This window comes from Embleya sp. L77 (assembly GCF_055557415.1).
In genome coordinates this window covers 573,961-599,664 of the sequence record NZ_CM145710.1, presented here as the reverse complement: position 1 = coordinate 599,664, position 25,704 = coordinate 573,961, and the positions used below count along the sequence as shown (strand labels likewise).

General features: G+C 72.4%; 21 protein-coding genes. 14 read left to right on the top strand and 7 right to left on the bottom strand.

The genetic code is table 11. The annotated features are described in order from the left end of the window. The first annotated feature begins 185 nt into the window (after positions 1-185). The 3 genes from ACZOOI_RS32660 to ACZOOI_RS32650 all read left to right on the top strand — a co-directional run bounded on the left by ACZOOI_RS32660 (position 186) and on the right by ACZOOI_RS32650 (position 3,769). Positions 186-2,663 (top strand): molybdopterin oxidoreductase family protein, encoded by a 2,478-nt coding sequence (locus tag ACZOOI_RS32660; protein ID WP_465283167.1) that lies wholly within the window; start codon positions 186-188, stop codon positions 2,661-2,663. After that, positions 2,660-3,142, top strand: a complete 483-nt coding sequence (locus ACZOOI_RS32655) for a hypothetical protein (RefSeq protein WP_465283166.1) — start codon at positions 2,660-2,662, stop codon at positions 3,140-3,142. The genes ACZOOI_RS32660 and ACZOOI_RS32655 overlap by 4 nt, the downstream gene beginning before the upstream one ends. Positions 3,143-3,460: 318 nt before the next feature. After that, positions 3,461-3,769, top strand: coding sequence for a DUF2795 domain-containing protein (locus ACZOOI_RS32650; RefSeq protein WP_465283165.1), 309 nt, complete (start codon positions 3,461-3,463; stop codon positions 3,767-3,769). A gap of 309 nt (positions 3,770-4,078) precedes the next feature. Here ACZOOI_RS32650 and ACZOOI_RS32645 read toward each other — a convergent pair whose 3' ends face one another. The 3 genes from ACZOOI_RS32645 to ACZOOI_RS32635 all read right to left on the bottom strand — a co-directional run bounded on the left by ACZOOI_RS32645 (position 4,079) and on the right by ACZOOI_RS32635 (position 6,433). After that, positions 4,079-4,960, bottom strand: a complete 882-nt coding sequence (locus ACZOOI_RS32645) for an SDR family oxidoreductase (RefSeq protein WP_465283164.1) — start codon at positions 4,958-4,960, stop codon at positions 4,079-4,081. Between the two features lie 510 nt (positions 4,961-5,470). Then, positions 5,471-5,812 carry a hypothetical protein gene (locus ACZOOI_RS32640; RefSeq protein ID WP_465283163.1) on the bottom strand — a complete coding sequence of 114 codons (342 nt, stop codon included), beginning with the start codon at positions 5,810-5,812 and terminating at the stop codon, positions 5,471-5,473. Between the two features lie 102 nt (positions 5,813-5,914). Further along, positions 5,915-6,433 carry a glycosyltransferase gene (locus ACZOOI_RS32635; protein WP_465283162.1) on the bottom strand — a complete coding sequence of 173 codons (519 nt, stop codon included), beginning with the start codon at positions 6,431-6,433 and terminating at the stop codon, positions 5,915-5,917. A 101-nt stretch (positions 6,434-6,534) separates the two neighbouring features. On the opposite strand from ACZOOI_RS32635, the gene ACZOOI_RS32630 reads away from it, so the two are divergent. From ACZOOI_RS32630 to ACZOOI_RS32590, 9 genes are all read left to right on the top strand, one after another. Continuing rightward, positions 6,535-7,548 (top strand): UDP-glucuronic acid decarboxylase family protein, encoded by a 1,014-nt coding sequence (locus tag ACZOOI_RS32630; protein ID WP_465283161.1) that lies wholly within the window; start codon positions 6,535-6,537, stop codon positions 7,546-7,548. Between the two features lie 210 nt (positions 7,549-7,758). Next, positions 7,759-9,417 (top strand): carbamoyltransferase family protein, encoded by a 1,659-nt coding sequence (locus ACZOOI_RS32625; protein WP_465283160.1) that lies wholly within the window; start codon positions 7,759-7,761, stop codon positions 9,415-9,417. Then, entirely contained in the window at positions 9,414-10,943 is a 1,530-nt protein-coding gene (locus ACZOOI_RS32620; protein ID WP_465283159.1) for an HAD-IIIA family hydrolase, read from the top strand. Before ACZOOI_RS32625 ends, ACZOOI_RS32620 begins: the two co-directional genes overlap by 4 nt. Next, the gene (locus ACZOOI_RS32615; protein WP_465283158.1) at positions 10,940-11,971 is read left to right on the top strand and encodes a glycosyltransferase family 9 protein; all 1,032 of its coding nucleotides are present in this window, start codon (positions 10,940-10,942) and stop codon (positions 11,969-11,971) included. The genes ACZOOI_RS32620 and ACZOOI_RS32615 overlap by 4 nt, the downstream gene beginning before the upstream one ends. Next, on the top strand, positions 11,968-12,933 hold the full coding sequence (locus tag ACZOOI_RS32610) for a glycosyltransferase (RefSeq protein ID WP_465283157.1): 966 nt from the start codon (positions 11,968-11,970) through the stop codon (positions 12,931-12,933). Before ACZOOI_RS32615 ends, ACZOOI_RS32610 begins: the two co-directional genes overlap by 4 nt. Continuing rightward, complete coding sequence (locus tag ACZOOI_RS32605; protein WP_465283156.1) at positions 12,930-14,147, top strand: glycosyltransferase; 1,218 nt, start codon at positions 12,930-12,932, stop codon at positions 14,145-14,147. Before ACZOOI_RS32610 ends, ACZOOI_RS32605 begins: the two co-directional genes overlap by 4 nt. Then, on the top strand, positions 14,144-14,941 hold the full coding sequence (locus ACZOOI_RS32600; protein ID WP_465283155.1) for a D-sedoheptulose-7-phosphate isomerase: 798 nt from the start codon (positions 14,144-14,146) through the stop codon (positions 14,939-14,941). Before ACZOOI_RS32605 ends, ACZOOI_RS32600 begins: the two co-directional genes overlap by 4 nt. Next, on the top strand, positions 14,938-16,359 hold the full coding sequence (rfaE2, locus tag ACZOOI_RS32595; protein WP_465283154.1) for a D-glycero-beta-D-manno-heptose 1-phosphate adenylyltransferase: 1,422 nt from the start codon (positions 14,938-14,940) through the stop codon (positions 16,357-16,359). The genes ACZOOI_RS32600 and rfaE2 overlap by 4 nt, the downstream gene beginning before the upstream one ends. Further along, positions 16,356-17,408 carry a glycosyltransferase family 9 protein gene (locus ACZOOI_RS32590; protein ID WP_465283153.1) on the top strand — a complete coding sequence of 351 codons (1,053 nt, stop codon included), beginning with the start codon at positions 16,356-16,358 and terminating at the stop codon, positions 17,406-17,408. Before rfaE2 ends, ACZOOI_RS32590 begins: the two co-directional genes overlap by 4 nt. A 302-nt stretch (positions 17,409-17,710) precedes the next feature. Here ACZOOI_RS32590 and ACZOOI_RS32585 read toward each other — a convergent pair whose 3' ends face one another. After that, complete coding sequence (locus ACZOOI_RS32585; RefSeq protein ID WP_465284198.1) at positions 17,711-19,024, bottom strand: MFS transporter; 1,314 nt, start codon at positions 19,022-19,024, stop codon at positions 17,711-17,713. Positions 19,025-19,842: 818 nt separating this feature from the next. Here ACZOOI_RS32585 and ACZOOI_RS32580 point away from each other — a divergent pair. Together ACZOOI_RS32580 and ACZOOI_RS32575 are read left to right on the top strand one after the other, a co-directional pair. Continuing rightward, complete coding sequence (locus ACZOOI_RS32580) at positions 19,843-20,130, top strand: hypothetical protein (RefSeq protein ID WP_465283152.1); 288 nt, start codon at positions 19,843-19,845, stop codon at positions 20,128-20,130. After that, a complete protein-coding gene (locus ACZOOI_RS32575; RefSeq protein WP_465283151.1) occupies positions 20,127-20,375 on the top strand; it encodes a type II toxin-antitoxin system RelE family toxin in 249 nt (82 codons plus the stop codon). Before ACZOOI_RS32580 ends, ACZOOI_RS32575 begins: the two co-directional genes overlap by 4 nt. 170 nt (positions 20,376-20,545) lie before the next feature. Here the strand turns inward: ACZOOI_RS32575 and ACZOOI_RS32570 are convergent, their stop codons facing one another. From ACZOOI_RS32570 to ACZOOI_RS32560, 3 genes are all read right to left on the bottom strand, one after another. After that, complete coding sequence (locus ACZOOI_RS32570; protein WP_465283150.1) at positions 20,546-22,882, bottom strand: Orn/Lys/Arg family decarboxylase; 2,337 nt, start codon at positions 22,880-22,882, stop codon at positions 20,546-20,548. A gap of 157 nt (positions 22,883-23,039) precedes the next feature. After that, a complete protein-coding gene (locus ACZOOI_RS32565) occupies positions 23,040-23,777 on the bottom strand; it encodes an HAD family hydrolase (RefSeq protein ID WP_465283149.1) in 738 nt (245 codons plus the stop codon). Between the two features lie 546 nt (positions 23,778-24,323). Beyond that, positions 24,324-25,436 (bottom strand): carboxylate-amine ligase, encoded by a 1,113-nt coding sequence (locus ACZOOI_RS32560; RefSeq protein ID WP_465284197.1) that lies wholly within the window; start codon positions 25,434-25,436, stop codon positions 24,324-24,326. Positions 25,437-25,704: the final 268 nt, after the last annotated feature.

The following is a 25,704-nucleotide window of genomic DNA, read 5'->3' as shown; positions in this document are numbered from 1 at the left end:
ATCACCGATTTTCCCAAAAAGGCAGCTTTTCTCCCGCGACGCCGGCGCACGGTTTCGACTCTCTCGATCACCGCGGAACCGGTCCGATGGCGCGGAGACGCATCCTCCGCTCGGGACGCGACGCAGTTTGTGACGGGCTCCTTCGGGTAGCCGTGGCCGACATGGCGCAGGAGGAAAAACGGCATGTGAGGCGCAAGGATCGGATCGCCGAGCCGTGGGGGACACGCACACCGTACGGGCCCGGGCAGGCGTGGCCGGTCCGGGTGGACACCCACCTGGCGCAGGGTGTCACTCCCGGCGACGTGGACCGTTGGGTGCCGACCGCATCGATTTTGCACTCCAACGGTGACGCGATGGACATCGCGGTCAAGGACGGCCGCATGGTGGGGGTGCGCGGGCGGGCCGGCGACCGGGTCAACCACGGACGACTGGGGCCCAAGGACCTGTTCGGCTGGCAGGCCAACGGCTCGGCCGACCGACTGACCCGTCCGCTGGTCCGCGAGGGCGGCCGGTTGGTGGAGACCGACTGGGACACCGCGATGGATCGGATCGTCCGGCGAACCCGCGAGCTTCTGGACGAACAGGGTCCCAGCGCACTGGGTTTCCACACCACCGGTCAGCTCTTCGCCGAGGAGTACTACACGCTGAGCGTGATCGCCCACGGCGGCCTGGGGACCAATCACCTGGACGGAAACACCCGGCTGTGCACCGCCACGGCCGCCGCCGCGCTCAAGGAGTCCTTCGGCTGCGACGGCCAGCCCGGCTCCTACACCGACATCGACCATGCCGACGCGATCGCCCTGTTCGGCCACAACATGGCGGAAACCCAGTCCGTGCTGTGGATGCGCGTGCTGGATCGCCTGGCGGGCTCCAACCCGCCCGCGCTGGTGTGCGTCGATCCTCGCCCCACTCCGGTGGCACGTGCCGCCCGCGTGCACCTGGCCCCGCGGCCGGGTACGAACGTCGCGCTGATGAACGCGCTTCTGCACGAGATCATCGCGAACGACTGGATCGACCGGGACTATCTCGACGCCCATGTGGTCGGCTTCGACGAACTCGAAAAGCGGGTCGCCGACTATCCTCCCGAACTCGTGGCCCGCATCTGCGACGTCCCCGCCGAACGCATCCGCGCCGCCGCACGCATCCTGGGCACGGCCGAGCGCCTGCTCTCCACCGTGCTCCAGGGCTTCTATCAGTCCCATCAGGCTACGGCGGCGGCCGTCCAGGTCAACAATCTGCATCTGCTCAGGGGCATGCTCGGCAAACCCGGGTGCGGTGTGCTCCAGATGAACGGCCAACCCACCGCGCAGAACACGCGTGAATGCGGCGCCGACGGCGATCTGCCCGGCTTTCGCAACTGGGCCAACGACACGCATGTGGCCGACCTCGCCCGTCTGTGGAACGTGGCGCCGGAGCAGATTCCGCACTACGCGCCGCCCACCCACCTGATGCAGATGCTGCGCTATGTCGAGGAAGGCTCGATCCGGCTGCTGTGGGTCTCCGGCACGAATCCGGCCGTGTCCCTGCCCGAACTCGCGCGCGTGCGCTCGGTGTTGTCCCAGCAACGGTTGTTCCTGGTGGTACAGGACCTCTTCCTCACCGAAACCGGCGAACTCGCCGACGTCGTGTTGCCGGCCGCCGGGTGGGGCGAGAAGACCGGTACGTTCACCAACGCCGACCGCACCGTCCACCTCTCCGAGAAGGCCGTCGATCCGCCCGGGCAGGCCCGCTCCGACCTCGACATCTTCCTCGAATACGCCCGCCGCCTGGAGCTGACCGACAAGGACGGGCAACCCCTGATCACCTGGCACGACCCCGAGTCGGCGTTCCGCGCCTGGCAGGAGTGCAGCCGAGGCCGCCCGTGCGACTACACGGCCCTCAGCTACGCCAAGCTCAGGGAGCGCGGCGGCATCCAGTGGCCGTGCGGTGCGGACGCCCCAGAGGGGACCGAACGTCTGTACACAGACGGCCGCTTCTGGAGCGATCCGGACTACTGCGAAAGTTACGGACGCGACCTGATCACCGGAGCGCCCGTGGAGCCGGTCGAGTACCGGGCGATGAATCCGTCCGGGAAAGCGGTGATCAAGGCGGCGGAATACCTGCCGGCGCACGAGCAACCCGACGACGAGCATCCCTACGCGCTGATCACCGGCCGCACCCTCTACCACTTCCACACCCGCACCAAGACGGCTCGCGCACCACAGCTCCAGTCGGCGGCGCCGGAGGTATGGGTGGAACTCTCGGTCGACGACGCGGCGGCCGCGGAGATCCACGAGGGCGATCTCGTCGAGATCCGCACCCCGCGTGGCAGCGTCCGGGCCGCCGCCCGGATCACCGAGATCCGCGACGGCGTACTGTTCGTTCCTTTCCACTACGGCTACTGGGACACCGAAACCGGCTCCGAACCGGGCTTCGACGGCGGTCGCGCGGCCAACGAACTGACCCTCACCGACTGGGACCCCGCCTCCAAACAGCCGATCTTCAAAACCGCCGCCGCCGCACTGCGCCGGATCGGCCCCGGCGCCGGGCCCGCCCCCGCGCCCACCGTCGGCGCCGGCGCCCCGGCCGGGCCGGGCGTCGACGGCACCCGCGGTGGAACCGAGGCCGAAGCCGACGAGCAGTTCGGGGCGGCGCTCGAAGGGAACGAAGGGAAGCCGACATGAAGATCGCCCTCGCCCTCCAGGAACTGCACCATGACGAACTGGACCTGGCCCGCGAACTGCTGCGGGTGGCGGACCGCCACCGAGTGGACCACGAGATCCACCATCTCGGCGGCGACCTGGCCCGGTGGTCCCAACGCCACGCCCGGGACATCGCGGATCTCGGCAAGCGTTTCGACCTGCACCTCGACCCCGAGCCGACCGAGGAGACGGGCGTCGCCCAGCGCCTGCGGGAGAAGGCGGGCGAGCTGATCGGCCGCCGCCCCGAGACGAGTCTGCTGATGCTGCGCGACCTGCGCGAGATCTATGTCAAGGCCTCCGGGGTCTCCGTCGACTGGGTGATGATCGGGCAGGCCGCCCAGGGGCTCAAGGACGCCGAACTGTTGGCCCTCACCCAACGCTGCCACCCCGACACGTTGCGGCAGGTTCGCTGGGCCAACGCGAAACTCAAGGAATCGTGTACACAGGTCCTGATCACCTGACCCGCTGGTTCGACGCCTTCCAGTGGTGCGTTGTCGGCGGTGCCGCCTGCCGCGTTGTCGCCCTCCCGCAGGCTCGCGACGCGCGGCACCTCGCGCTCCCGGGCACGGGACTCCGCCCCCGAGGCGGCTCCGGGCCCGCGGTCCGGCACCGGGCGGTCGGTCGCGGGAGACGGCGAATCGGCGTTCGGGTGGTTCTTCGCCGTCCCGGCGAAAGGCGGATGCTCGCGAGGACCGTGGGTATGGGCGATCGTGCTCGCCCGGATCGGGAGCGACCGGTCCGATCCGGGATTCCTCATCGAAGTGAATCGGATGCACATCATGGACACTCACGAGAACGACAACGCTCCGGTGAACGAGGACCTCGTCGAACGCGTCTCGGGCGTGGGCGGGACACCGCCGGGAATGAATGCGACCGACGTGCAGACGCGGAGCGAATTGGCCCGATACCTGGGCCGTGACGTCTACCCCGCCGACCGCGAGGCGCTCCTGACACGGTTGCGCGAGGAGGCCGCCCCCGACCGCCTGGTGAACCTCGTCGACGAGTTGCCGGCCGACGGCTTCGACTACGAGAACGTGCAACAGCTGGCCAGGGCCCTCGGGCTGGGTACCGAGGATCATCGCACCTGAACGGAATCTGCGGCCGGGAGCCGTCCGCCGCACTCCGGCAACGGACCGGGTGGTCGGGCCTGATGGGCTCGCGCCACGCCGAACACAAGGACGCACCGACGACGCGCGCGACCGCTCGTTGAACGCGCGTCGTCGGTGCGCTTATCTCGCGGACGGCGGTATGCGTCGTCCGGGGGTGGGTGGCCTGTCAACGCCGTTCGGCTCACCCACAAGATCACCTCTACCGCAGTGTCCGGACCGCTCAAACCAACGTTCGAACCGATTGCTCCGAGAACGCGTTCGAAGCCGAGGGGCGTTCGCGCCGGGCGATCAGGGGCGGCGCCACGAGTCGTCGGTCAGGTGCGAACCCGCCTGGGGGCCCATGCCGAGCATGCCGCCGTCCACGCTCCAACTGGCGCCGGTGACATAGGCCGCCTCCGGACTCGCCAGGAAGGCGACCACGGCGGCGACTTCACGGGCATCCCCCGGTCGACCGAGCGGGATGCCCGGACGGCGTTCGGTTCGCGGGTTCACATCCGTTTGACCGGTCATGGGCGTCGCGATCTCCCCGGGGGCCACGGCGTTGACGGTGACGCCGTGCTCGGCCAGTTCGAGCGCCATGGTCTTGGTGAGCAGGCCCAGGCCACCCTTGGCGGCGCAATACGGGGCGCTGCCGACCCGAGGCTGGTGTTCGTGCACGCTGGTGATGTTGATGATCCGGCCACCGCCGCCCTGTGTGATCATCCGCCGTGCGGCATGCTGACCGCATACGAACGGGGCCACCAGGTCGACGTCGAGGACTTCGCGCAGCCGGTCGATGTCGATGTCGAGGAACGGCGTCGAGGTGCCGATACCGGCGTTGTTGACCAGGACGTCCACTCGGCCGAGTTCGTCGGCGAGTCGGTCGATGACGGCGCCGACCTGGGGGAGCCGGGTGAGTTCGAGCGCGGAACCGGCGCAGCGCCGGCCAAGGGCGCGGACCTCGTCCGCGGTGCGTTCACCTTCGGCCTTGTCGTGGTGCCAGGTGACGCCGATGTCGAATCCCGCCCGGGCCAGGGCGACGGCGGTGGCCCGTCCGATGCCCGACTCCGAACCGGTCACGATCGCGACGCGGGGACGCTCGGCTCCGCCGGCCGGGTGGCCTGCGCCGATCGTCTCGGCACTGCCGAGGACCTGGGCGTTTCGGATGTTCTCCACGTTCTCGCTGTTCATGCCGCTCCCTTCGTGCCCCTCGTGCCCCTCGTGCCCCTCACGAGCCGATCCCGACGGCACGGGCGCCGCCCGGCCGGATCGGGGTCGGCGAGTCGTACTACCCGTCCGCGCACGACGAACCGCTGCCCGGTTTCGTCCCACGGACACATTGCGCGCGGGATCGATCGCGGACGCGGGGCCCCGGGGATGGGCCTGACGAGGTGGGTGGGCGCCATCCTGATGCTCCGCCGCCCGCCGAGGATCCGGACCTTGGAACTGCTCACCCACGCGTCGCAGGACCTCGACGTGAAGCTCCAGGGGATCGCCGCCCACGTGGTCGCCACCGGCAGGAACCCGGCCGAGCGGCGCCCCGTGATCTCGATCGACAGGGCCCGGTATGACCGCCACGCGGGGCCGCGCAGGCCGCGGTGCCGGTCGGCCGGGCGGCGACCCGGCAGGTTCACGGGCACTGCCGGATCCGGGGGCCACGCCGCCCGGCTTGCGCTCGGCCCCGATCCGGTGCGTCTCGCGTCAGCCGGCGGCCATGGCCCGTTCGGCTCGACTCGGATCGGCGGCGGGCAGCAGCCCCGCGGTTTCCGCGATGCGTTCGGTGTGGGCGTCCGACGCCCGATAGCGCACCCGCAGGTGCAGGAGTTCCGCACCGCGCCGCACGGCCGCCAGAAGCCATGGCCCGGTTTCATCGGTGAACGTGGTGTCCCGCAGGTCCAGCACCACTTCGGCACAGTCCGGACCGAGCGGGATGTTGAGGATTCGCATCAGAGAGTCCAGGGCGGCGGACGCGTTTCGACGGTCCACCTGCGCCGGCAGGCCGACCTCGAGCCGATCGGCACTGTGATGGATGGTGAGCCCCATGAACTGTTCCTGACGTCGAGCCATTGCTTTCGTTGCCGATTCGGCCGGTTCGAGCCTGCGTCTCCTGCGGCGCGGGCCTCACGTTGCGACAACCGCAGGGTGTTACCCGGAAACACGACCGGCATGCGCGATCGGGCCCGACGCCCGTCGGCGCCTCGGTGCCATCGCGGGCGACGGTGTGCGGTACGGCTCCGCTCGGTCCTTCGGTGTGTGGTTCAGCGGTGGTCGGCGGTGGCGTGGGTGCATTCCCCGAGACCGGGTCGTCGGGCGTTCTCGAGCGTGTCGATGTCGCGCGGGCGGCAGTTGCTCCTCACCGCCGATCACGAGGAAGCGGGCGAATCCGCCGACCTGTCGGTACGCGGTGCGGCGTACCACCGCGCCGCAGGCCAGGAAGCCGAGCACCGCCGGCCCGGGGGTGCCGGGACGAAGTCCCCGCGGGCCGGCGGCCATCAGGTCGGTGACCGGATCGGCTTCCTCGCCGGGGCCGACCAGGATGGTCGCGGCCACCACCGCGGAGCGCGGGTGGGCGTCCAGCACGCCGGCGGCCTGCGTCGGCGCGCCCGGCGCCCACCAGGAGTCGTCGTCGCTGAAGGCGACGTAGGGAGTGTCGGCGGCGTCCACGCCAAGATGCGAGGGCGGGGTGTCCGTGAAGGCATCGTTTGTCCGTGATGTGTGCGGGTAGAGCGGGTGCCGTCCCAGTGCCGCATGTTCGGAGGAGCAGCATGTCGACCGAAAGCGATCGATCCGCGTCCGTGCCGAGCGTCGATGCGCCGCGTGCGGGTCGCTTCCGGCGCGTGGTGGTCACCGGCGGGGCCGGGTTCCTGGGGTCCCACCTGTGTGAACGGTTGTTGGCGGAGGGAGCCGAGGTGATCTGTCTGGACAACTTCCTCACCGGAACACCCGCCAACGTCGCCCACCTGTTGCCCGCTCCGGAGTTCCGGTTGACCCGCTGCGACGTGACGGAGTTCGTGCACGTGCCGGGCGACGTGGATCTGGTCCTGCACTTCGCCTCGCCCGCGTCGCCGTTGGACTACCTGGAGTTCCCCATTCACACGCTGAAGGTGGGCAGTCTGGGCACGCTGCACGCGCTGGGGTTGGCGGCGGAGAAGAACGCCCGGTTCGTGCTGGCCTCCACGTCCGAGGTCTACGGCGACCCGTTGGTGCATCCGCAGCCGGAGGAGTACTGGGGCAACGTCAACCCGATCGGCCCCCGTGGCGTGTACGACGAGGCCAAACGCTTCTCGGAGGCGCTGGTGATGGCCTACCGCAACTCGCGGGGGCTGGATGCCGCCATCGTGCGGATCTTCAACACCTACGGGCCTCGCATGCGTCCTCGCGACGGGCGGGCGATTCCCGCGTTCACGTGTGCCGCGCTGCGCGGGGAGCCGTTGCTCGTGCACGGGGACGGGTCGCAGACCCGGTCGATCACCCATGTGGAGGACACGGTGGCGGGGATCCTGGCGCTCGCCGCCTCTTCGCATGCGGGCCCGGTCAACATCGGCAACCCGAACGAGATGAGCGTGTTGGAACTGGCGCGTCGGATCCTGGAACTGACCGGTTCGCGGTCGAGCATCGAGTTCGTCGAGCGCCCGGTGGACGACCCCACCACCCGGCGGCCGGACATCACCCGGGCGCGCACGTTGCTGGGTTGGGAACCCCGAGTGGACTGGCGCCGGGGACTGCGCGAAACCATCGATTGGTTCGCCGCGCAACCCGAGATCCACCGGGCCGCCTGACGCCGTCCCCCGAACGGCCTCGTTTCCGCCCTCGGCGCCCCGGGTTCCCGCTCAGCGGTAAGACTCGTTCTTTATCACACTCGAAACGGCATTTGTCCGTATATAACCCTTAGGCGTTTAAGGGTCCTCGGATCGGCAAGCGGCTCTTGGTCACACTCTCGGAGATTCGGGCGAGCAGGCAGCGCCCACTTTGCCCGGAGCGGAGGACCCATGCGCATCCTCGGTCTCAACGCCCTGTTTCACGACCCCGCCGCGGCCCTGGTGGTCGACGGTCGCGTGGTCGCCGCCGCCGAGGAGGAACGCTTCTCGCGACGCAAGCACGGCAAGCGCCCGGTGCCCTTCTCCGCCTGGGAACTGCCGGAACTCGCGGCAAAGTGGTGCCTTGATCGGGCGGGACTGCGGCCCGACCAACTCGACGCCGTCACCTACTCCTTCGACCCACAGCTGGCCCGCCCGCACGACACGCTGGGCCTGGACGACCCATGGGATCCGCTGCGGCAGACCTACGCCCGCGAAGCACCGCACTTCGCCGCCGAGGCACTCCCCGGTCTGGATCCCGGCGTCTTTCGCTTCGTGCCCCACCACATCGCGCACGCGGCCTCCGCGGCGCTGGCCGCACCCGCGCCCTATCGCGACGCCAGCGTGCTCGTCGTCGACGGGCGCGGCGAGGCCACCAGCCACCTGTCCGCACGCTACCGCGACGGCCGGCCCGAGGTGCTGGCCCGCACCGGCCTGCCGCACTCGCTGGGCCTGTTCTACGAGGACGTCACCGCGCACCTGGGCTTCCTGCGCTCGTGCGACGAGTTCAAGGTGATGGCCCTGGCCTCCTACGGCAAGCCCCGATTCCTCGACGAACTGCGCAAGGCAGTGCACTCCACCGGCGACGGCTCCTTCCGCACCGAGCCGGTGGACCTGGCCGGCCTGGCCAAGGCCCGCCGACCGGACGAGGACTGGAGCACCGACCACGCCGACCTGGCCGCGTCCGTGCAGGCCGTCACCGAGGAGGTGCTGCTCGACCTGGTGCGCTGGCTGCACGCCCGCACCGGCGACCGACATCTGTCGATGGCCGGTGGCGTGGCCCTCAACTGCGTGGCCAACTCGCGCATCGCCGCCCAGGGTCCCTTCGAACACATCTGGGTGCAACCGGCCGCCGGCGACGCCGGCACCGCGCTGGGCGGGGCCCTGCACGTGGCCGAGACCAGGGGCGAGCGCACGTCGCCGATGCCCGGCGCGGACCTGGGGCGCTCCTGGGAGGACGACGAACTGGAAGCCTGGTTGCGCCGGGCCCGGGTGCCCTACGCCCGCCCGGCGGACCTGGCCGAGGTGGTCGCCCGCGCCCTCGCGGCCGACGACGTGGTGGCCTGGTTCCAGGGCCGCAGCGAATTCGGCCCCCGCGCCCTGGGCCACCGCAGCCTGCTCGCCCACCCCGGACGCGCCGCCAACCTCGAACGCCTCAACGACGTCAAGGGCCGCGAACAGTTCCGTCCGGTGGCCCCGATGGTGCTCGCCGACCGTGCCGCCGAACTCTTCGACGGGCCGCTGCCCAGCCGGTACATGCTCTTCACGCACGACGTGGCACCGCACTGGCGCGAGCGCATCCCCGCCGTCGTGCACGTCGACGGCACCGCGCGCATCCAGACCGTCGACTACGCCGACCATCCCCTGCTGGCCCGGATGCTCACCGTCTTCGAACAGCTCACCGGCCTGCCTGTGGTGGTCAACACCAGCTTGAACACCGCGGGCCGGCCGATGGTCGACGACCCGCGCGACGCACTGGAGTGCTTCGGCTCCGCGCCGGTGGACCTGCTGGCCCTGGGCCCATTCGTGGTACGCCGCCCGGCGATGGGCGACGGGGCGGGGGTGCTGTGAACAACGCCGATGTTCCGACCGCCGACACCCCCGGCTACGCCGTCGTGGTGCCCACCGTGGGGCGCCCCCAGTTGAACCGCTGCCTGGCCGCGCTGGCCGCCGCCTCCGGACCGCTCCCGGCCGCCGTGCTGATCGTGGACGACCGACCCGAGACGCCCGAGCCCCTGCCGCTCACCGTGCCCGCCGAACTCGCCGATCTGACCCGAGTGCTCGGCACCGGGGGCGGGGGACCGGCCGGCGCCCGCAACACCGGCTGGCGGGCCGCACCGAGCGACGTCGAATGGATCGCCTTCCTCGACGACGACGTCGAGGTGACCGCGACCTGGCGCGCCGACCTGAGCAGCGACCTGAGCGGGGCCGCGCCCGAGGTGGGCGCCAGCCAGGGGCGCCTGGATGTACCGCTGCCCACCGACCGGCTGCCCACCGACTGGGAACGCGGCACCCGCGGCCTCGCCGACGCGGCCTGGGCCACCGCCGACATGGCCTACCGGCGCGCCGCGCTGGTGGAGACCGGCGGATTCGACTCCCGGTTCCGCCGGGCCTTCCGCGAGGACGCCGACCTGGCGCTGCGCACCCGGGAAGCCGGATGGGTGCTCACCCGGGGCAGACGGGTGACCCGGCACCCGGTCCGCCCCGCCGACCGCTGGGTGAGCCTGCGCGTCCAGGCCGGCAACGCCGACGACGTGCTGATGACCCGCCTGCACGGCCGCGACTGGTACCGACGAGCCGCCGCACCGCGCGGACGCCGCCCGGCCCACCTGGCGCTGACCGCGCTGGCCGCCACCGGCGTGGCCGCCGCCACCCTCGGCCGGCGCCGCACGGCCCGCGCGGCCCTCGCCGGGTGGCTCCTGGGAACGGCCGAATTCGCTGCCACCCGCATCCTGCCCGGCCCGCGCGATCGACGCGAGATCACCACCATGCTCGCCACCAGCGCGCTGATCCCGCCGCTGGCCGGCGCCCACTGGTTGCGCGGCCAGTGGCGACACCGCGCGGTGACCCGCACCGGCACCCGCCCGCGCGCGGTGCTCTTCGACCGGGACGGCACCCTGGTGCACGACGTGCCATACAACGACCATCCCGACAAGGTCGAGCCCATGCCGGACGCCGTGCGCGCCGTGCGCCTCCTGCGCGAGGCCGGCATCCGCACCGCAGTGGTCAGCAACCAATCCGGCGTCGCCCGCGGCCTGATCACCCCCGAGGCGCTGAGCCGGGTCAACGCCCGCGTCGACGAGCTCTTCGGGCCCTTCGAGACCTGGGCGATCTGCGTCCACGGTCCCGACGACGGCTGTGCCTGCCGCAAACCCCGGCCCGGCCTGATCCACGAGGCCGCCCGACGACTGGGCCTGCGCCCCGAGGAATGTGTGGTCGTCGGTGACATCGGCGCCGACGTCGCCGCCGCCCGCGCGGCCGGTGCGCGCAGCATCCTGGTGCCCACCGACCTCACCCGGCCCGCCGAACTGGCCGGCGCCCGAACCGCCCCGGACCTTTTCCACGCGGCCCGCCTGGTCCTGCGGGGGCTGCGATGAGCACCCACGTGCTGGCCGTGCGCTCGGACGCGTTGGGCGACGTCCTGGTCTGCGGACCGGCCATTCGCGCACTGGCCGCGGGGGCGAGCCGGGTCACCATGCTGGTGAGTTCGGCCGGAGCCGCCGCGGCCCGGTTGCTGCCCGGCGTCGACGACGTGGTCGTATGGGACGCACCCTGGGTCGGCTTCACCCCGCCTCCCGCCTCCCGCGAGGCCACCGACCGACTGATCGACGCTCTGGCCCGACGTGCGGTGGACGAGGCGGTCGTCTTCACCTCCTTCCACCAGTCCCCTCTGCCGACGGCCCTGCTGCTGCGCCTGGCCGGCGTGTCCCGGATCAGCGCGATCAGCGCCGATTACCCCGGCTCGCTGCTGGACGTGCGGCACGTGGTGGACGAAGACCTGGACCGCCCCGAGCCCGAACGCGCCCTGGAACTGGCCCGCGCCGCCGGATACCCACTGCCCGCCGCCGACGACGGCCTGCTCGCCGTACGCCGACCACTGCCCGACGTCGGCGACCTGACCGGCGAGGGACCCTACGTCGTGCTGCACCCGACCGCCTCGGTGCCGGCGCGCTCGTGGTCGCCGCAGCGCTGCGGCGAGGCGGCCCGAGCACTCGGCGCGGCCGGACACCGCGTCCTGGTCACCGGCACCCGCGCCGACGCGCGCACCACCGCGCACGTGGCCGGCCGAGGCGGGGCCGTCGACCTGGGGGGCCGTACCGACCTGGCCCAACTGGCCGCGATCCTGGCCGGCGCCCGGGTGGCCGTCGTGCCCAACACCGGCCCCGCGCACCTGGCGGCGGCCGTCGGCACCCCCGTCGTCAGCCTGTTCGCCCCCGTGGTGCCGGCCACGCGCTGGGCCCCGTACGGCGTGCCGACCATCCTGCTCGGCGACCAGCACGCGGCCTGCGCAGGCAGCCGAGCCCGCCGCTGTCCGGTTCCCGGACACCCGTGCCTGGAATCGGTGACCGCCGAGGACGTGGTGGTCGCCGTGGACGAACTCACGGTGAAGGGATCCTCGCGATGAACATCCTCATGTGGCATGTCCACGGCTCGTGGGCGACCACGTTCGTGCACGGGGACCACCACTACATCCTGCCCGTCCTGCCCGATCGCGGACCGGACGGTGTGGGCCGCGCGCGCACGTGGGACTGGCCGCAGAGCGTGGTCGAAGTGCCCCCCGGACGTTTGCGCGAACAGCGTGTGGACGTGGTGCTGTTGCAACGCCCGCACGAATACGACCTGGTCCGCCGATGGCTCGGACGTACCCCCGGCGTGGACGTGCCCGCCGTCTACCTCGAACACAACGCGCCGGACGGCGACGTGCCACTGACGCCGCACCCGATGGCCGGCCGTCCGAATCTGCCGATCGTGCACGTCACCCACTTCAACGCGCTGATGTGGGACTGCGGCGACAATCCCACCTCGGTCGTCGAGCACGGCATCCTCGACCCGGGTGCGCGCTGGACGGGTGAGATCCGTGCCTGCGCGGTCGTGGTCAACGAGCCCATCCGCCGAGGTCGCCACACCGGCACCGATCTGCTGCCCGGGGTGGCCGACGCCGCACCGCTGGACGTGTTCGGCATGCGGGTCGAGGGCCTGGCCGGGCATCTGGGCCTGCCCGCGGACCGGTGCCGCGTCCACGAAGACCTGCCCCAGGAGCGGATGCACGCCGAACTGGCCCGTCGAGCCGTCTACTTCCACCCGATGCGCTGGACCTCGCTGGGTCTGTCGCTCCTGGAGGCCATGCACCTGGCGATGCCGGTGGTCGTGGTCGCCGCCACCGAGGCCGCGCGCGCGGTGCCTCCCGAGGCGGGCGTGGTGTCCGCGTCGCCGACCGAACTGCGCGAGGCGGTACGCCGCTATGCGCACGACCACCAGGCCGCCCGCGAGGCCGGCGAGGCCGCGCGCGAAGCCGCCCTGGCCCGTTACGGGTCGAGACGTTTTCTCCAGGACTGGGATGTCGTACTGAAGGAGGTCGTGTCGTGAGGATCGCCATGGTGTCCGAGCACGCCAACCCGATGGCCGCACTGGGAGGCGCCGACGCCGGCGGCCAGAACGTGCACGTCGCCGCGCTCTCCGCGGCGCTGGCCCGACTGGGCCACCGGGTGACGGTGTACACGCGCCGGGACTCCCCGGACGCACCGACCACGGCGCGGCTGTGCAAGGGCGTGAGCGTGTCGCTCGTGGACGCGGGCCCGGCTCACCCCGTTCCCAAGGACGAACTACTGCCCTTCATGGAGGAGTTCGGCAATCAACTCGCCGACCGGTTCATGCTGCGTCGCCCCGGTGTGGTGCACGCGCACTTTTGGATGTCGGGCGTCGCGGCCCTGCGCGGCGCCGAGCCCGCCGGGATTCCGGTGGTCCAGACGTATCACGCGCTGGGCTCGGTCAAGCGGCGTCACCTGGGTGCCGCCGACTCCAGCCCGGCCGGCCGGATCGCCACCGAGGCCATGGTGGGACGCGGCGCGGCGAACATCATCGCCACGTGCAGCGACGAGGTGTTCGAACTCGTGCGCATGGGGTTGGACCGCGATCGGATCAGCGTGGTCCCCTGCGGAGTGGACACCACCCACTTCGTCGCCGAGGGTCCCACCGCACCACGATCCGCACGAAGCCGACTGCTCGTGGTGGGTCGCCTCGTCGAGCGCAAGGGCATCGACCTGGTCGTTCGAGCGCTCGCCGACCTTCCGGACACCGAACTGCTGATCGCGGGCGGGCCGGCCGAAGGTCCGGTGACCGCCGATCCGGAGGCCCGCCGGTTGATGGCGATCGCGGACGAGGTCGATGTGCGCGACCGGGTCGAGTTCCTTGGCAGTGTGGGCCGGCAGGCGCTGCCCGCGCTGATGCGCAGCGCCGACGCGGTCGTGTGCACGCCCTGGTACGAGCCGTTCGGCATCGTGCCCCTGGAGGCGATGGCGTGTGGGACGCCGGTGGTGGCCAGCGCGGTCGGCGGACTGCGGGACACCGTGGTGGACGGCGTCAACGGTCTCCTGGTACCGCCTCGCGACGTCGAAACGCTGACCGGGACACTGCGGGCGCTGTTGGAACGACCCGAATGGGCACGGCAGATGGGCCGGGCGGGGGTGGCTCGTGCGCGGGCCCGCTACGCCTGGTCGCGGGTCGCCCGCGAGACCGCGGACGTCTACCGGAACGTGGTCGCCCGGGAAGCGCGAGCCAGGAACAAGGCGGTGACGGGATGAGCGCGCTCGAGTGGCGCCGCGTGGTGCCCACCGGCGGCACCGGTCGACACCGGCTCACCGGCCGCGGCAGATCCGGCACGGCGGCGAACGAGACCCGGACGGCCGAGACGCCAGCCGATGGCGCGTCGGCACCTCGATGCCCGGTCGAGGCCCGAGGCAGAGCCGCCGGCCGTGCCGACGCGCTGACGTATCGACACGTGGACGCCCTGGTCGCGGCCCTGTGCGATCCCGCCGGCGACCCGGCCCGCGCGGCCCGCTGGGGCACCGTGCTGGCTCCCGAACTCGTCGGCGGTGCCCGGCTGCTGGTTGCGGGCAACGGCGGCAGCGCGGCCGAGGCGCAACACCTGACGGCCGAGTTGGTGGGACGCTACCGCCGCGACCGCCCGCCGATGTCCGCGCTGGCCCTGCACGCCGAGACGTCCAGCGTCACCGCGATCGTCAACGACTACGGGGCGGACGAGGTGTTCGCCCGCCAGGTGCAGGCGCACGGCCGCCCCGGTGACACCCTGCTGCTCCTGTCCACCAGCGGAACCAGCCCCAACGTCGTGCGCGCGGCGCGCCGGGCCCGTGGCATGGGGTTGAGGGTGCTGGCGTTGACCGGACCGGCGCCCAACGAACTGGCCTCCCTCTGCGACGACGCGTTGTGCGTGGACGCGGACAACACGGCGACCGTCCAGGAGGTGCACCTGCTGGCCGCGCACCTGCTGTGCGAGGCGATCGACGCCACGCTGGAGGCCGAACAGCGGCCCGGCGACCTGATCCGACTGGAAAGCGCACGGGAGGCATCGGCGTGAAGGACGCGAAGACCCGATCCGCGCCGCTGGTGATCGTGGGCGACACGCTGTTGGACCGCGACCTCGTCGGCGTCGCGACGCGCCTGTGCCCGGATGCCCCGGCACCGGTACTGGAACAGGTGACCGACCATGCCCGCCCCGGCGGCGCCGGGCTGGCCGCACTGCTCGCCGGCCGCGGGGGACGGCGGGTGGTGCTGATCACCGCGCTGGGAGCGGGGGCCGGAGCCGAGCGGGTGCGAGCCCTGCTGCGACCGCACGTCGAGGTGCTGGAACTGCCCTACGACGGCACGGTCACCGAGAAGACCCGGATCCTGGCGGGGGAACGCTCCCTGGTGCGCCTGGATCGGGGCGGCCATGGTGAACTCGGCGTGCCGGGCCCCGACATCGCGCAGGCGCTCGCGGCGGCGGGCGCGATCCTGGTCTCGGACTACGGCCACGGCGTCGCCGGCCATCGGGCACTGCGCGACCTGGTGGGCGCCCGGGTGGGGCACGTACCGGTGGTGTGGGACCCGCACCCCAGAGGTGGCCCTCCGGTGCCCGGCGCGACCCTGGTCACCCCCAACCGCGCGGAAGCGGCCCTGGCGGCGGGCGTCTGCCACCCGGCTCGGGACGGCGACCCCGTGCGCTCGGTCGCCGAGACGGCCGCGTCGTTGTGCCGGTTGTGGTCGGCACGGGCGGTGTGCGTGACCCTCGGGGCCGGTGGCGCGCTGCTGTCCCGGGGAGCCGAGCCGTTCGTGGTGCCCGCCCCGCCGACCCGGGTGAACGACCCGTGCGGAGCGGGGGATCGGTTCGCCACGTCGGTGACCGCGTTGCTGGCCGACGGGGTCGCGGTCCCCGAGGCGGTCGAGGGCGCGGTGCGCGCGGCGGCGGATTTCCTGGCGGACGGGGGAGCGGGCCGGGTCGCGCGCGAGGCGGTCGAGGATGTGCCCGAGCCGGTCGATCCCGGCCCTCGCGGACCGGACGGTGCCGCCTGGGCGCACGTCGAGCGCACGCGCGCGGCCGGCGGAACGGTGGTGGCCACCGGCGGCTGCTTCGACCTGCTGCACGCCGGTCACATTCGGACCCTGCGCGCGGCCCGGGCACTGGGCGACTGCCTGGTGGTCTGCCTGAACTCGGACGCTTCCGTCCGAGCCCTCAAGGGACCCTCCAGGCCGTTCCATTCGGCCGCCGACCGCGCCGAGGTGCTCGCGGCGCTGGACTGTGTGGACGGCGTCGTCGTCTTCGAGGAGCGCACCCCCGAGGCGATCATCGGCCGGTTGCGCCCGGACGTGTGGGTCAAGGGCGGCGACTATGCCGCGGAGACCTTGCCCGAGGCGGCGTTGGTGGCCTCCTACGGCGGTCAGGCGGTGACGGTGCCCTACCTGGCGGGCCGGTCCACCACCCGGGTCGCCCGGGCGGCGGCGGAAGCGCCACGATGACCGGGCACCGCGACTGCGCGTCGGGTGCGTCCGGCGGCGCGGTCCTGATGCTGCGGGCGCTGGGACTGGGTGACTTCCTCACCGGAATCCCGGCGTATCGGGCGCTGCGGCGCGCCTTCCCCGACCACGAGACGATCCTGGCCGCCCCCGAAGTCCTGGCGCCGCTGGTCCGGCTGACGGGCGCGATCGACACGCTGTTGCCGGTCGGTGAACTCGAGACGCTGCCCTGGCACGGCGCGCCACCGGAGGTGGCCGTGGACCTGCACGGGCGCGGGCCGGCCAGCCACGACCTGGTGGCGGCATTGGCGCCGCGCCGGCTGGTGGTGTTCGGCGGGGACACCGGCGGCGGTTACGCCGGGCCCGCGTGGCGACCCGACGAACACGAGCGCTCGCGCTGGTGCCGCCTGCTCACCGAGTCGGGCATCCCGGCCGATCCCGACGACTACGCGCCGGCCAGGCCCGCAGGCCCGATACCGAGAGCCTTCGTCGGCGCCACCGTGGTGCACCCGGGGGCCGCGTCGAAGGCCCGCCGCTGGCCCGCCGAGCGCTTCGCCGAGGTGGTGCGCGTGCTCGCTCGTCGCGGACACCGCGTCGTGGTCACCCGCGGACCGGGCGACGACACCCTGGCGGCCCGAGTGGCCGGCACGGCGGGCACGGTGGCCGGTCGCACCGACCTGGCGGAGTTGGCCGCGCTGGTCGCCGCGGCGCGGCTGGTGATCAGCGGGGACACGGGCGTGGCGCATCTGGCGATCGCGTTCGCCCGCCCCTCCGTCACCCTGTTCGGGCCCACACCGCCCGCGGAGTGGGGGCCGCCGCCGATCGAGCGGCATCGGGTCCTGTGGCCGGCGCCCCCCGGCTATCGCGGGGACCCGCACGCGGATGCGGTCGATCCGGTCCTGGCGACGATCGAGCCGGCGGAGGTGCTGGAAGCCGCCGAGACGGCGCTCGGCAGGCGGGCCGGGCACGCTCCGGCCGAGCAGGTATCGCGACCACACGCACCGCTCGTCGGGACGCCGCCCGATCGCGTTCGGCCGAGACGGCCGCGGTGAGGCGACGGCCGGGGCGGATCGCTCGACAACCGGGCCGGCCCGTCGCCCCCGCAGGAAACGGTGCTCGTGGTCGACTGGTTCAGCCCCCTGCACGGCGAGGCGACGGCGGACGATCGGTTGGCGGCGCGCCCCGTCACCGGCTTCCCGGCCCGGCCCGAGGTCCCGTTCGACATCGCCCGGGGCGGGCGCGGATTGACTGGCCCGAGTGGCGACCGTCCTCGCGTTGTCGCCGACGGGGACGGCGACCCCGACGGGGCTGCGATCGCGGCCCCGGGTGGAAGCGCTCGTGGGGCCGTGGTGGTTCAGGCCGGCTCGGGCATCAGCCGGGGGCCGGGTTCGGGCGTGTGGGAGACGCGGCGCTCACGACCGGGGCCGGCGACCAGGATCAGGCCGGCGATCAGCACGCCGCCCAGGATCAGCGCCCCACGCGCTCCGGCGCACTGGAGGAGCAGGCCCAGGATCGGCGGGCCCAGCAGTCGCCAGCCGGTGCTGATGGTGCTCCAGACACCGAGCACGCGACCGCGCATGCGCTCCGGGGGATCGGTCTGGAGGATGGCGGTGGTCGCGGTGTCCGAGATCGACTCCACCAGCGCCATCGGCACCACGAGCAGCATCAGGACGAACAACGTCGGGGTGAGGCCGGCCGCGATCTGCAGTGCGCCACCGACCGCCGCGGTGACCGCAACCGTCCGCACGGACGGTTGGCGCAGGCGTCCCGCAAGCACCGCCCCGAGGATGCCGCCGACGGCCAACATCGTGGAGACCATGCCGAAAGCACCGGTCCCGCCCGCGAGTGGACCGGTGACCAGGACCGCCAGCGTCAGGCTGTAATTGCGGCCGAAGGTCGAGCTGAGCGCGGCGATCGCGGCCAGCGCCACCAGGCGTGGGCGGCGGGCGAAGAAGGCGAGTCCCTCGCGGGCCGAGCCGGCGGCCGGCCCCTTCGCGGGAGTGCGTCTCGACCGTCGGGTGGACCGGCCGGCGGCCTTGGCGGCGGGTTCGGTCCCGGGACCCGAGGCGGATGGTCGAACGTGTTCCGCACGGCGGCGTCCGGAAGCCTTCGGCGACGGGCCGTGGACCGGCTTGAGAAACGGCACGATGGCGGCCACGAACAGGAACGACACACCGTTCGCGGCGTAGGCGGCACCGATCCCGAAGAAGGCGACGGTGATGCCCGCGAGCGCGGTGCCGGCGAGGCGACCCACGCTGTGGACGACGGCGCCGAGGGCGATCGCGGACGGGACGTCCTCGCGAGGCACCAGGTCGTTGCCGAGGAGGGCGCAGGCGGGCCCGTCCACGGTCGCGATCAGACCGGTGAGCGCCGCGAGGACCAGCAGGGCCGGCACGCTCAGCAGATCGAAAGCGACCAGGAGCGCGGTGGCGAAGGCGACCAGGGCCAGGGCCGCCTGGCTGACGCCGGCGGTGAGTTTGCGGGACCATGCGTCGACGGCCCGGCCGCCGAGGACGCCGAACAGCAGTCCGGGGGCGGCCTGGACCGAGAGCGACAGGCCGGTGGCGGCGGCGGAGCCGGTGAGATTCAGCACGAGCAGGTTCTGCACGGTCAGTTGCATCCAGGTCCCGAGGTTGGAGACCAGGTTTCCCAGGGACCACCAGCGCATGCTCGGGTGACGCAGGCAGCGCCACGGGGAGCGGTCCCCGCGGTCGCGGCGCGGCCTTCCGGTGGGCGTGGCACGGACGCGGCGGGTGAGGTGTGCGTCGAGGTCGACCGGGGGCTCGACGGTGTCGGTGACCACGGTCACGGACGAAGCGGGCGGGCTGAGGTCGGCGTCGCGGACGAGCAAAGAAGGAACCTTGATCGATCGTGCGAGGGACCCGGCACCGCAGGGCGGCTTCCGATCCGGCCGGAGTCGTGGCCGGGGGCTGCACGGCGCGTCCGGGCGAGGCTCGACCCCGACCGGGTGGACCGCGTCGGTCGGGGATCCTCGGTTCTTGACGGCGGCAGCGCCGCCCGGGCGGTGAACGCCGGGCCACTCCGCCGAGGTGCTCGGCAAGTCTGACAAACGAGGGTGGAGGACTTGCGGACGCAAATCCCCACTTCGAACACGGAGAGCAAGAACTGTCCGATTTGGGTGGATATTATGAAGATGAGTGTGACCACCGTCACAGATTGGGATGGGGTGGAGTGGGAAAGCTTCTTCGTTATGCCGCGGGTCGGTCGAGGGAGTTCGGGTGTCCCTGGCGTCCAGTGGCGAACCGGAGACCCCGTCCCCGCCGTCCGGCGGAAGTCCCGTTACGCCGGCGGCCGGCTCCGAACAGCCGACCCCCGGGCGACACGGTATGGCCGAGCCGGCCCTCGGGACCGTTGAGCGACACGGATCACGACCGCCGTCCGCTCGAGGGAACGGGTTCGTCGACGAAGAATCCGCCCGCCGGAGCCGGGCGAACCACGCCACGTCGATCGATCGAGGAAGCGGACATGCAGGGCGAAGACGCGAGGTTGTTGCACACGTGTATCGAGGGGCGGTTCGTGGACCTGCCCGGAACACTCGACGGGATCCGGGACGCGCTGCCCGAGGAGCGGCGCGAGGAGTTCGATCGCGCGGTGGGATCCATCCCGCTCGCGCACATTCCGCTGGTGGCGGCGCGCTGGGGCCTGCCGGCGGAGGCCGTCCGGGAGGACGAGGCGTTGGTCGCACGACTCGAAGCCGGCGACGGCACGGGCTTCGTGGGTCTTCACGAACCGGGTAGGGACGTTCGGGGATGAGCTTTCGGATGTGGTTCGCGCAGGACGCCCAGGCCGGCCTGCATGCTCTGCCGTCCGAGACGCGCAGGCGCTTCGACGCGGAACTGGGCCGGCTTGCCGAGGATCCGTACCACCCGGATTCGCTCGCGATCACCGGACGCGACTTTCGGCACGTGCTTCTTGCCGGGTGCGTCGCCGCGTACCACGTCGACGAGGACGCCCGGCTCGTCTCGGTGATCCGCATCCAGGGGCCGGCGCCGGTTTGAGCGCACCCGCGGCCTTCGGCGGGAGGGGGATCTCGCCACCGTCACGGGAGGCCCATCGGCGCGCGGGCCGGGCCGAGCCGGGCGGGGGGCCCGGCTCGGCCGTGTCGCGGGTGCGTGCGCACGTCGCCCGAGGCCGGCCGAAGAGTCGGCGAGCGTCGTCGTGGTGCGGTTCAGGGGCGCGGGGTGGGCTTTTCGTGGCCGGGTCGTACGCACTCGATGAGGTAGTCGCCGGTGTCCGGGTCGATGGTGACGCCGTGCGTTTCGCTGCGGAAGCCGGGGAAGTGGCGGTCGAAGGTCTCCAGTGCGGTGAGGTAGCGCAGCAGGGGACCGTCGGTGCCGCCGAGGCACTCGCCGGGCATCACGACGGGGATGCCCGGAGGGGTGACGGTGACCATGGCGGCGGCGACGCGCCCGGACGCTTCGGCCAGGCGTACGCGTTCGGTGCCGCTGCGGATCAGCTGTCGGTAGCAGTGTTGGGGCGGGGCGACCGGCTCGGGGAGTTCGCGGAAGGCGGTGTCGAGGAGTTCGACCAGATCGGCGGCGCACAGTCGGTCGTGCATCCGTCGGCACAGGTCCTTGAGGGTGTCGTCGGCGTAGTGGCCGGGGTGGTGGGCGACGACGTCGGGCAGGACCCGGTCCAGCGGCGCGTCCTGGTCGTAGAGGGACTTGAAATCCATCAGGGCGTCCAGCAGGGTGCCCCACTTGCCCTTGGTGATGCCCATCGAGAACAGGACCAGGGTGGTGTAGCTGTCCGTCTTCTCCACCACGATGTCGCGGGCGGCGAGGTAGGAGGTCAGGATCCGGGCAGGAATGCCGAGTTCGCCCGTGCGCCCGGTGGCGTCGATGCCGGGGCAGGTGAGGGTGACCTTGATCGGGTCGAGCATGCAGTGGCCCCGGTCGAGGCCGGTGAAACCGTGCCAGTCGGCGTCGGGCTCCAGTTGCCAGCAGGATGCCTCGGTGCGCAGCAGGTCGAGCGAGGCGTCGGCGAAGTCGAGGGCACGGCCGGTGGCCGGATCGGTGACGGTGGGGGGCTGCCAGACACCGAAGAACCAGTCGGGGCGATCGCCGGCGTCGGTGATGCGGCGCGCGATGCGGACCATGGCCTGGCGGAAGCGGATCGCTTCGGTGACGGCCTCCTCGACCAGCCAGTGGCCCTGGGCGCCGTCCATCATCCCGGCGGCCACGTCCAGCGAGGCGATGGCGGGATACAGCGGCGAGGTGGTGCCGTGCATCATGAACGCCTCGTTGAACCGCTCGTGTTCGACCGGCGCGCGCGGCGACGCCTTGACGTGGACCATCGCCCCCTGGGAGAGGGCGGCCAGGAGCTTGTGGGTGGACTGGGTGGCGAAGACGGTGGGCCGATCCGGCCCGGGGAAGGTGGTGGCGTCCACCGCCATGCCGTATCGCCGGGCGTACAGGGGGTGGAAGCGGGCGTACGCGAACCATGCCTCGTCGAAGTGCACCCGGGGAGAGCTGGGGCCGAGCGCGTGCGCGACCCCGACCGCGTCGTAGCACAGTCCGTCGTAGGTGGAATTGGTGACGACCGCGTACTGCGCCCGGTCGCAGACCGCGCCGGGGGTCAGCGGGTTGGCCCGGATGCGGGCGGCGACCGCGTCGGCGGCGAGTTCGGCCGGGGGGAGCGGGCCGGCGAGGCCGTAGCCGTTGCGGGTGGGGACGAGGTAGACGGGCCGGGCTCCGGACAGGACCAGGCCGTGCAGGACGGACTTGTGGCAGTTGCGGTCCACCAGCGCGATCTCGTTGTGGGTGACGCAGAAGTGCCCGACCATGCGGTCCGCGGTGGAGTTCCCGTTCAATACGAAGTAGGTGCGGTCGGCGGCGAAGATCCGGGCGGCGTTACGCTCCGCGTCGCCGATCGGTCCGGTGTGCTGGAACAGCGAACCGAGTTCCTCCACCGAGATCGACAGGTCGTTGCGGAACAACTGCTCGCCGAAGTGGTCGAAGAAGGCCCGTCCGACCGGGGACTTCAGGAACGCCACGCCGCCGGCGTGCGCGGGAGTGTGCCACGAATAGCCGTGCGCGTCGCCGAATCGGCGCAGTGCGCGGAAGAACGGCGGCAACACGGCTTCGAGGTAGGAGCGCGCCGCGTGTACCAGGCGTCCGGCGATGAAGGCCGGGGTGTCCTCCAACGGCCAGACGTAGCCCACCACCGACTCCGCTGCCCACAGCGGCAGTTGTTCCAGGTCTTCGTCGGCCATCACGAGCAGGACCGGCAGGTTCTCGAAGCGCCGGCCGATCTGGCGCAGCACCGCCGCGCCTCCCGACTCCGACTCCGGTGTCGCGGCGGGGGACAGTTCCCACTCCAACACCGCGGCGGCCAGACCCGCTTCGGTCCGCAGGACCGCCCGCGCGTCCCGGGCCGTGCGCACCCAGCGCACTTCGAATCCCTGCGCCTGGACCTGCGCCCGGATGCGCCGCAACTGCTCGGCTCCCGAGCCGTTGCCTTCCGGATCGTCGGACAAGGCGAACAGGACCGTGCCGGTGGTCATGGCGACTCCTCACGTTCGGCAGCCCATGCGGGAGTCACCGTAGGCGGGAATCAGGCTGCAAATAAGGTGATTGGCGGATAAACCATCCTATTGAGTGCTCATGGGCCCGGACGCTGCGGTGCCGCCGCCGACACACTCGCGGTCGGCGCCGACGGCGTCACGCCTCCTGGGACAGCCGCCGCGCCATGGGGGTCAGTGCCAGGTTGAGCGCGGTTGCGACGGTGGTTGCGCTCAGGGCGATCGTCCAGCCGACCGGGCCGAGCGGCGTGCAGCCGAAGAAGCCGCTGAGCCCCGGGGTTTGGATCACGGCCGCGAGGACGAGCGCCGAACCCAGCCCGGCGATCAGGACGTTGCGGTCCGGGGGCCCGGTGGTCAGGGTCTGGCCGAGTTGGGTGCCCACCAGGGCGGCCAGAGCGATCGTGCCGCTGCGGCGGCGGCGCCCGGTGACGCGCGCGGCACTCGCGCCGGTACACGACTTTTGTTCATGCACTCCGTTGACCGTGGCGGCGATCGCGTCGGCCGTCGCCGGGTGATCCCCGGTGAGCATCACGATCCGCACCCCCGCCTCGCGCAGCCGTGCCGCGGCCGGAGCAGCGCCGGTGCGCATCGGATCCGCCAGCCCGACGAACCCCAGGAACGTCAACTCCGCGACCATGTCGTCGGTCAACTCACGCTCGGCTGAACCCTGTTCGGCCGACCCGCTCTTCGTCGACCCACCCTTCCTCGACCCGCTCCGGGTCGATGTGCCGCCGGATTGCACGCGTTCGGCGACCACCAACACCCGGCGCCCGGCCGCGGCGAGCTCTTCGGCCGCAGCGGCCAACCGCTTGCGGTCCGCCCCGGTCAGCGCCCGCTCGCCGGCGCCGGTGCGCCTGCGCGTACACCGGTCCAGCACGAGTTCCGGCGCCCCCTTGACGCTCAGGAGTCGGCCGTCACAGGTGCGGCCCGTGGTCGCGTGATAGGCACGGAGGGTTCGAACGGCAACGCCGACCCACGCCGCCAACCCCCCGCGCCGGTACGCGCCTTCACCCGGGCCCGCCGCGCCCCCTCCACCGGGCGACGCGGTCCCCGCGCGGTCCGTCGACGCCGCGTACCTCGATGTGACAACGCCCGGGACACGACCAGACCCGGCGCCGGGGCCGACCCGCGGCCGCGTACGCCCGGTCCGCCGCCTCGCGCAGCCCGCTCGTGACGCCGCCGATCAATCGTTGCGCCCGGGGCACTCGCAATTCCACACTCGGCATGGCGACCTCCTCACGGCTGTCAACCTCGGTGTGCCCTCGCGCGTGCGCACTACACGGGACCCGCTCGAACTGCGCTACGGTCGCGCCGATGGCTGGGCGGCGTCGAGCACGAACGGTCCCGTCCCGGGAGGCCGGCGCCCTCGTATGCACCCGGCCCGGCCGCCGCACCCACCGCGCGTCGGTGTGCCTCGGCGTCGCTAACGGCGGCTTTCCGGGGCCGCGGTCGTTTCGGCGGCGATCAGGCCCAGGAGTGCCTCGGGGCCGCCGCGGCGCATGGCCGCGCGTTGTCGTGCGGCGCCGCTGCCCTCGGCGAGCAATCTGTCCACCAGGGCGGTTACGCGCGGTTCGTCGCCGGCGTCCTGGAGAGCCGGCCGAATGTGCTCCATCAACCGGCCGACCAGATCCGCGGCCGGCACCCGCCGGGGGATCCGCGGATCGATGAGCGAATCGCCCAGGCCATAGCGCGCCGCGTGCCATTGGGCCGAGGCCAGCAGTTCGGGAGCCGGGGTGGAAAGGGCGGCGCCCGCCTCCTCCTCGGCGACGGCCGTGGTGATCAAGGCGCGTACGATCCCCGCCAGCAGCACCGCGTCGTCCACGCGCAGTTGCACGTCCATGGCGCGGACCTCGACGGTGGGAAACCGCTCGGAGAGGCGGGCCTGCCAGTAGATTCCGGCGCGATCGCGCAGTGCTCCGACGTCCAGGAGGTCGTCCACGCGGCGGTCGTAGTCGGTGGCGTCGGCGAACAGCGGTGGGATGCCGCTGACGGCCCAGCGGCCGAAGACGACCGTGCGCCAACTGGCGAAGCCGGTGTCGTCGCCGTGCCACAGGGGCGAGTTCGCCGACATCGCGACCAGGAGCGGCAACCACGGTCGCAGCCGATTGATCGCGGCGACGCCCGCACCGCGGCCGGGTATGCGGACGTGCACGTGCATACCGTTGATCAACTGCTCGTCGACCAGTTGTGGGGCGTCGGCCTGCAGGGACCGGTAGCGCGGCCGGGCCGTGACCGAGGCGTGCCCGTCGGAGGCGAACGGCGCCGCGCCGCAGGCCGCGAGCAGGCATCCGTTCTGCTCCGCGGCGGTGGACACCGCCCGGCGCATCCGCAGCAGGTGATCGCCGACCTCGTCGAGGCTCTCGCACACCGGCGTCGCGACCTCCACCTGGACCTGGAGCAGCTCCGGCTGTACCTCGCCGTCGTGTAGCGCGGCCTGTAGGTCGGCCGCCGCACGCACCGACTCGGCCCGCGCGACCGGTTCCCCGTCGGCGCGGTTCAGCAGCAGATATTCCTCTTCGACCCCGAGGGTGACCACGGGCGGCCGCTGCGCATCCGACGACGGAGCCGGTCCGGGCGCGGAAAGCGGCGGGCGGGCCACGGCCCGGCCGCGCGGGGAGGCGGAATCGGGCATCGTGAACTCCTTCGCAACGGGTCGCCCGCCGCCTACCCCGTGGGCATGCACCCATGCGGGGAGCGGGCTCGGACGTTGGGTCGTCGGCCCCCCATCCGATGCGCCGCGACCGGTTCGTCCGAGGGTCGTTCCGCCGGTGTGGGTCGAGTAGGGCCCCGGGCGCGCCGCGCCG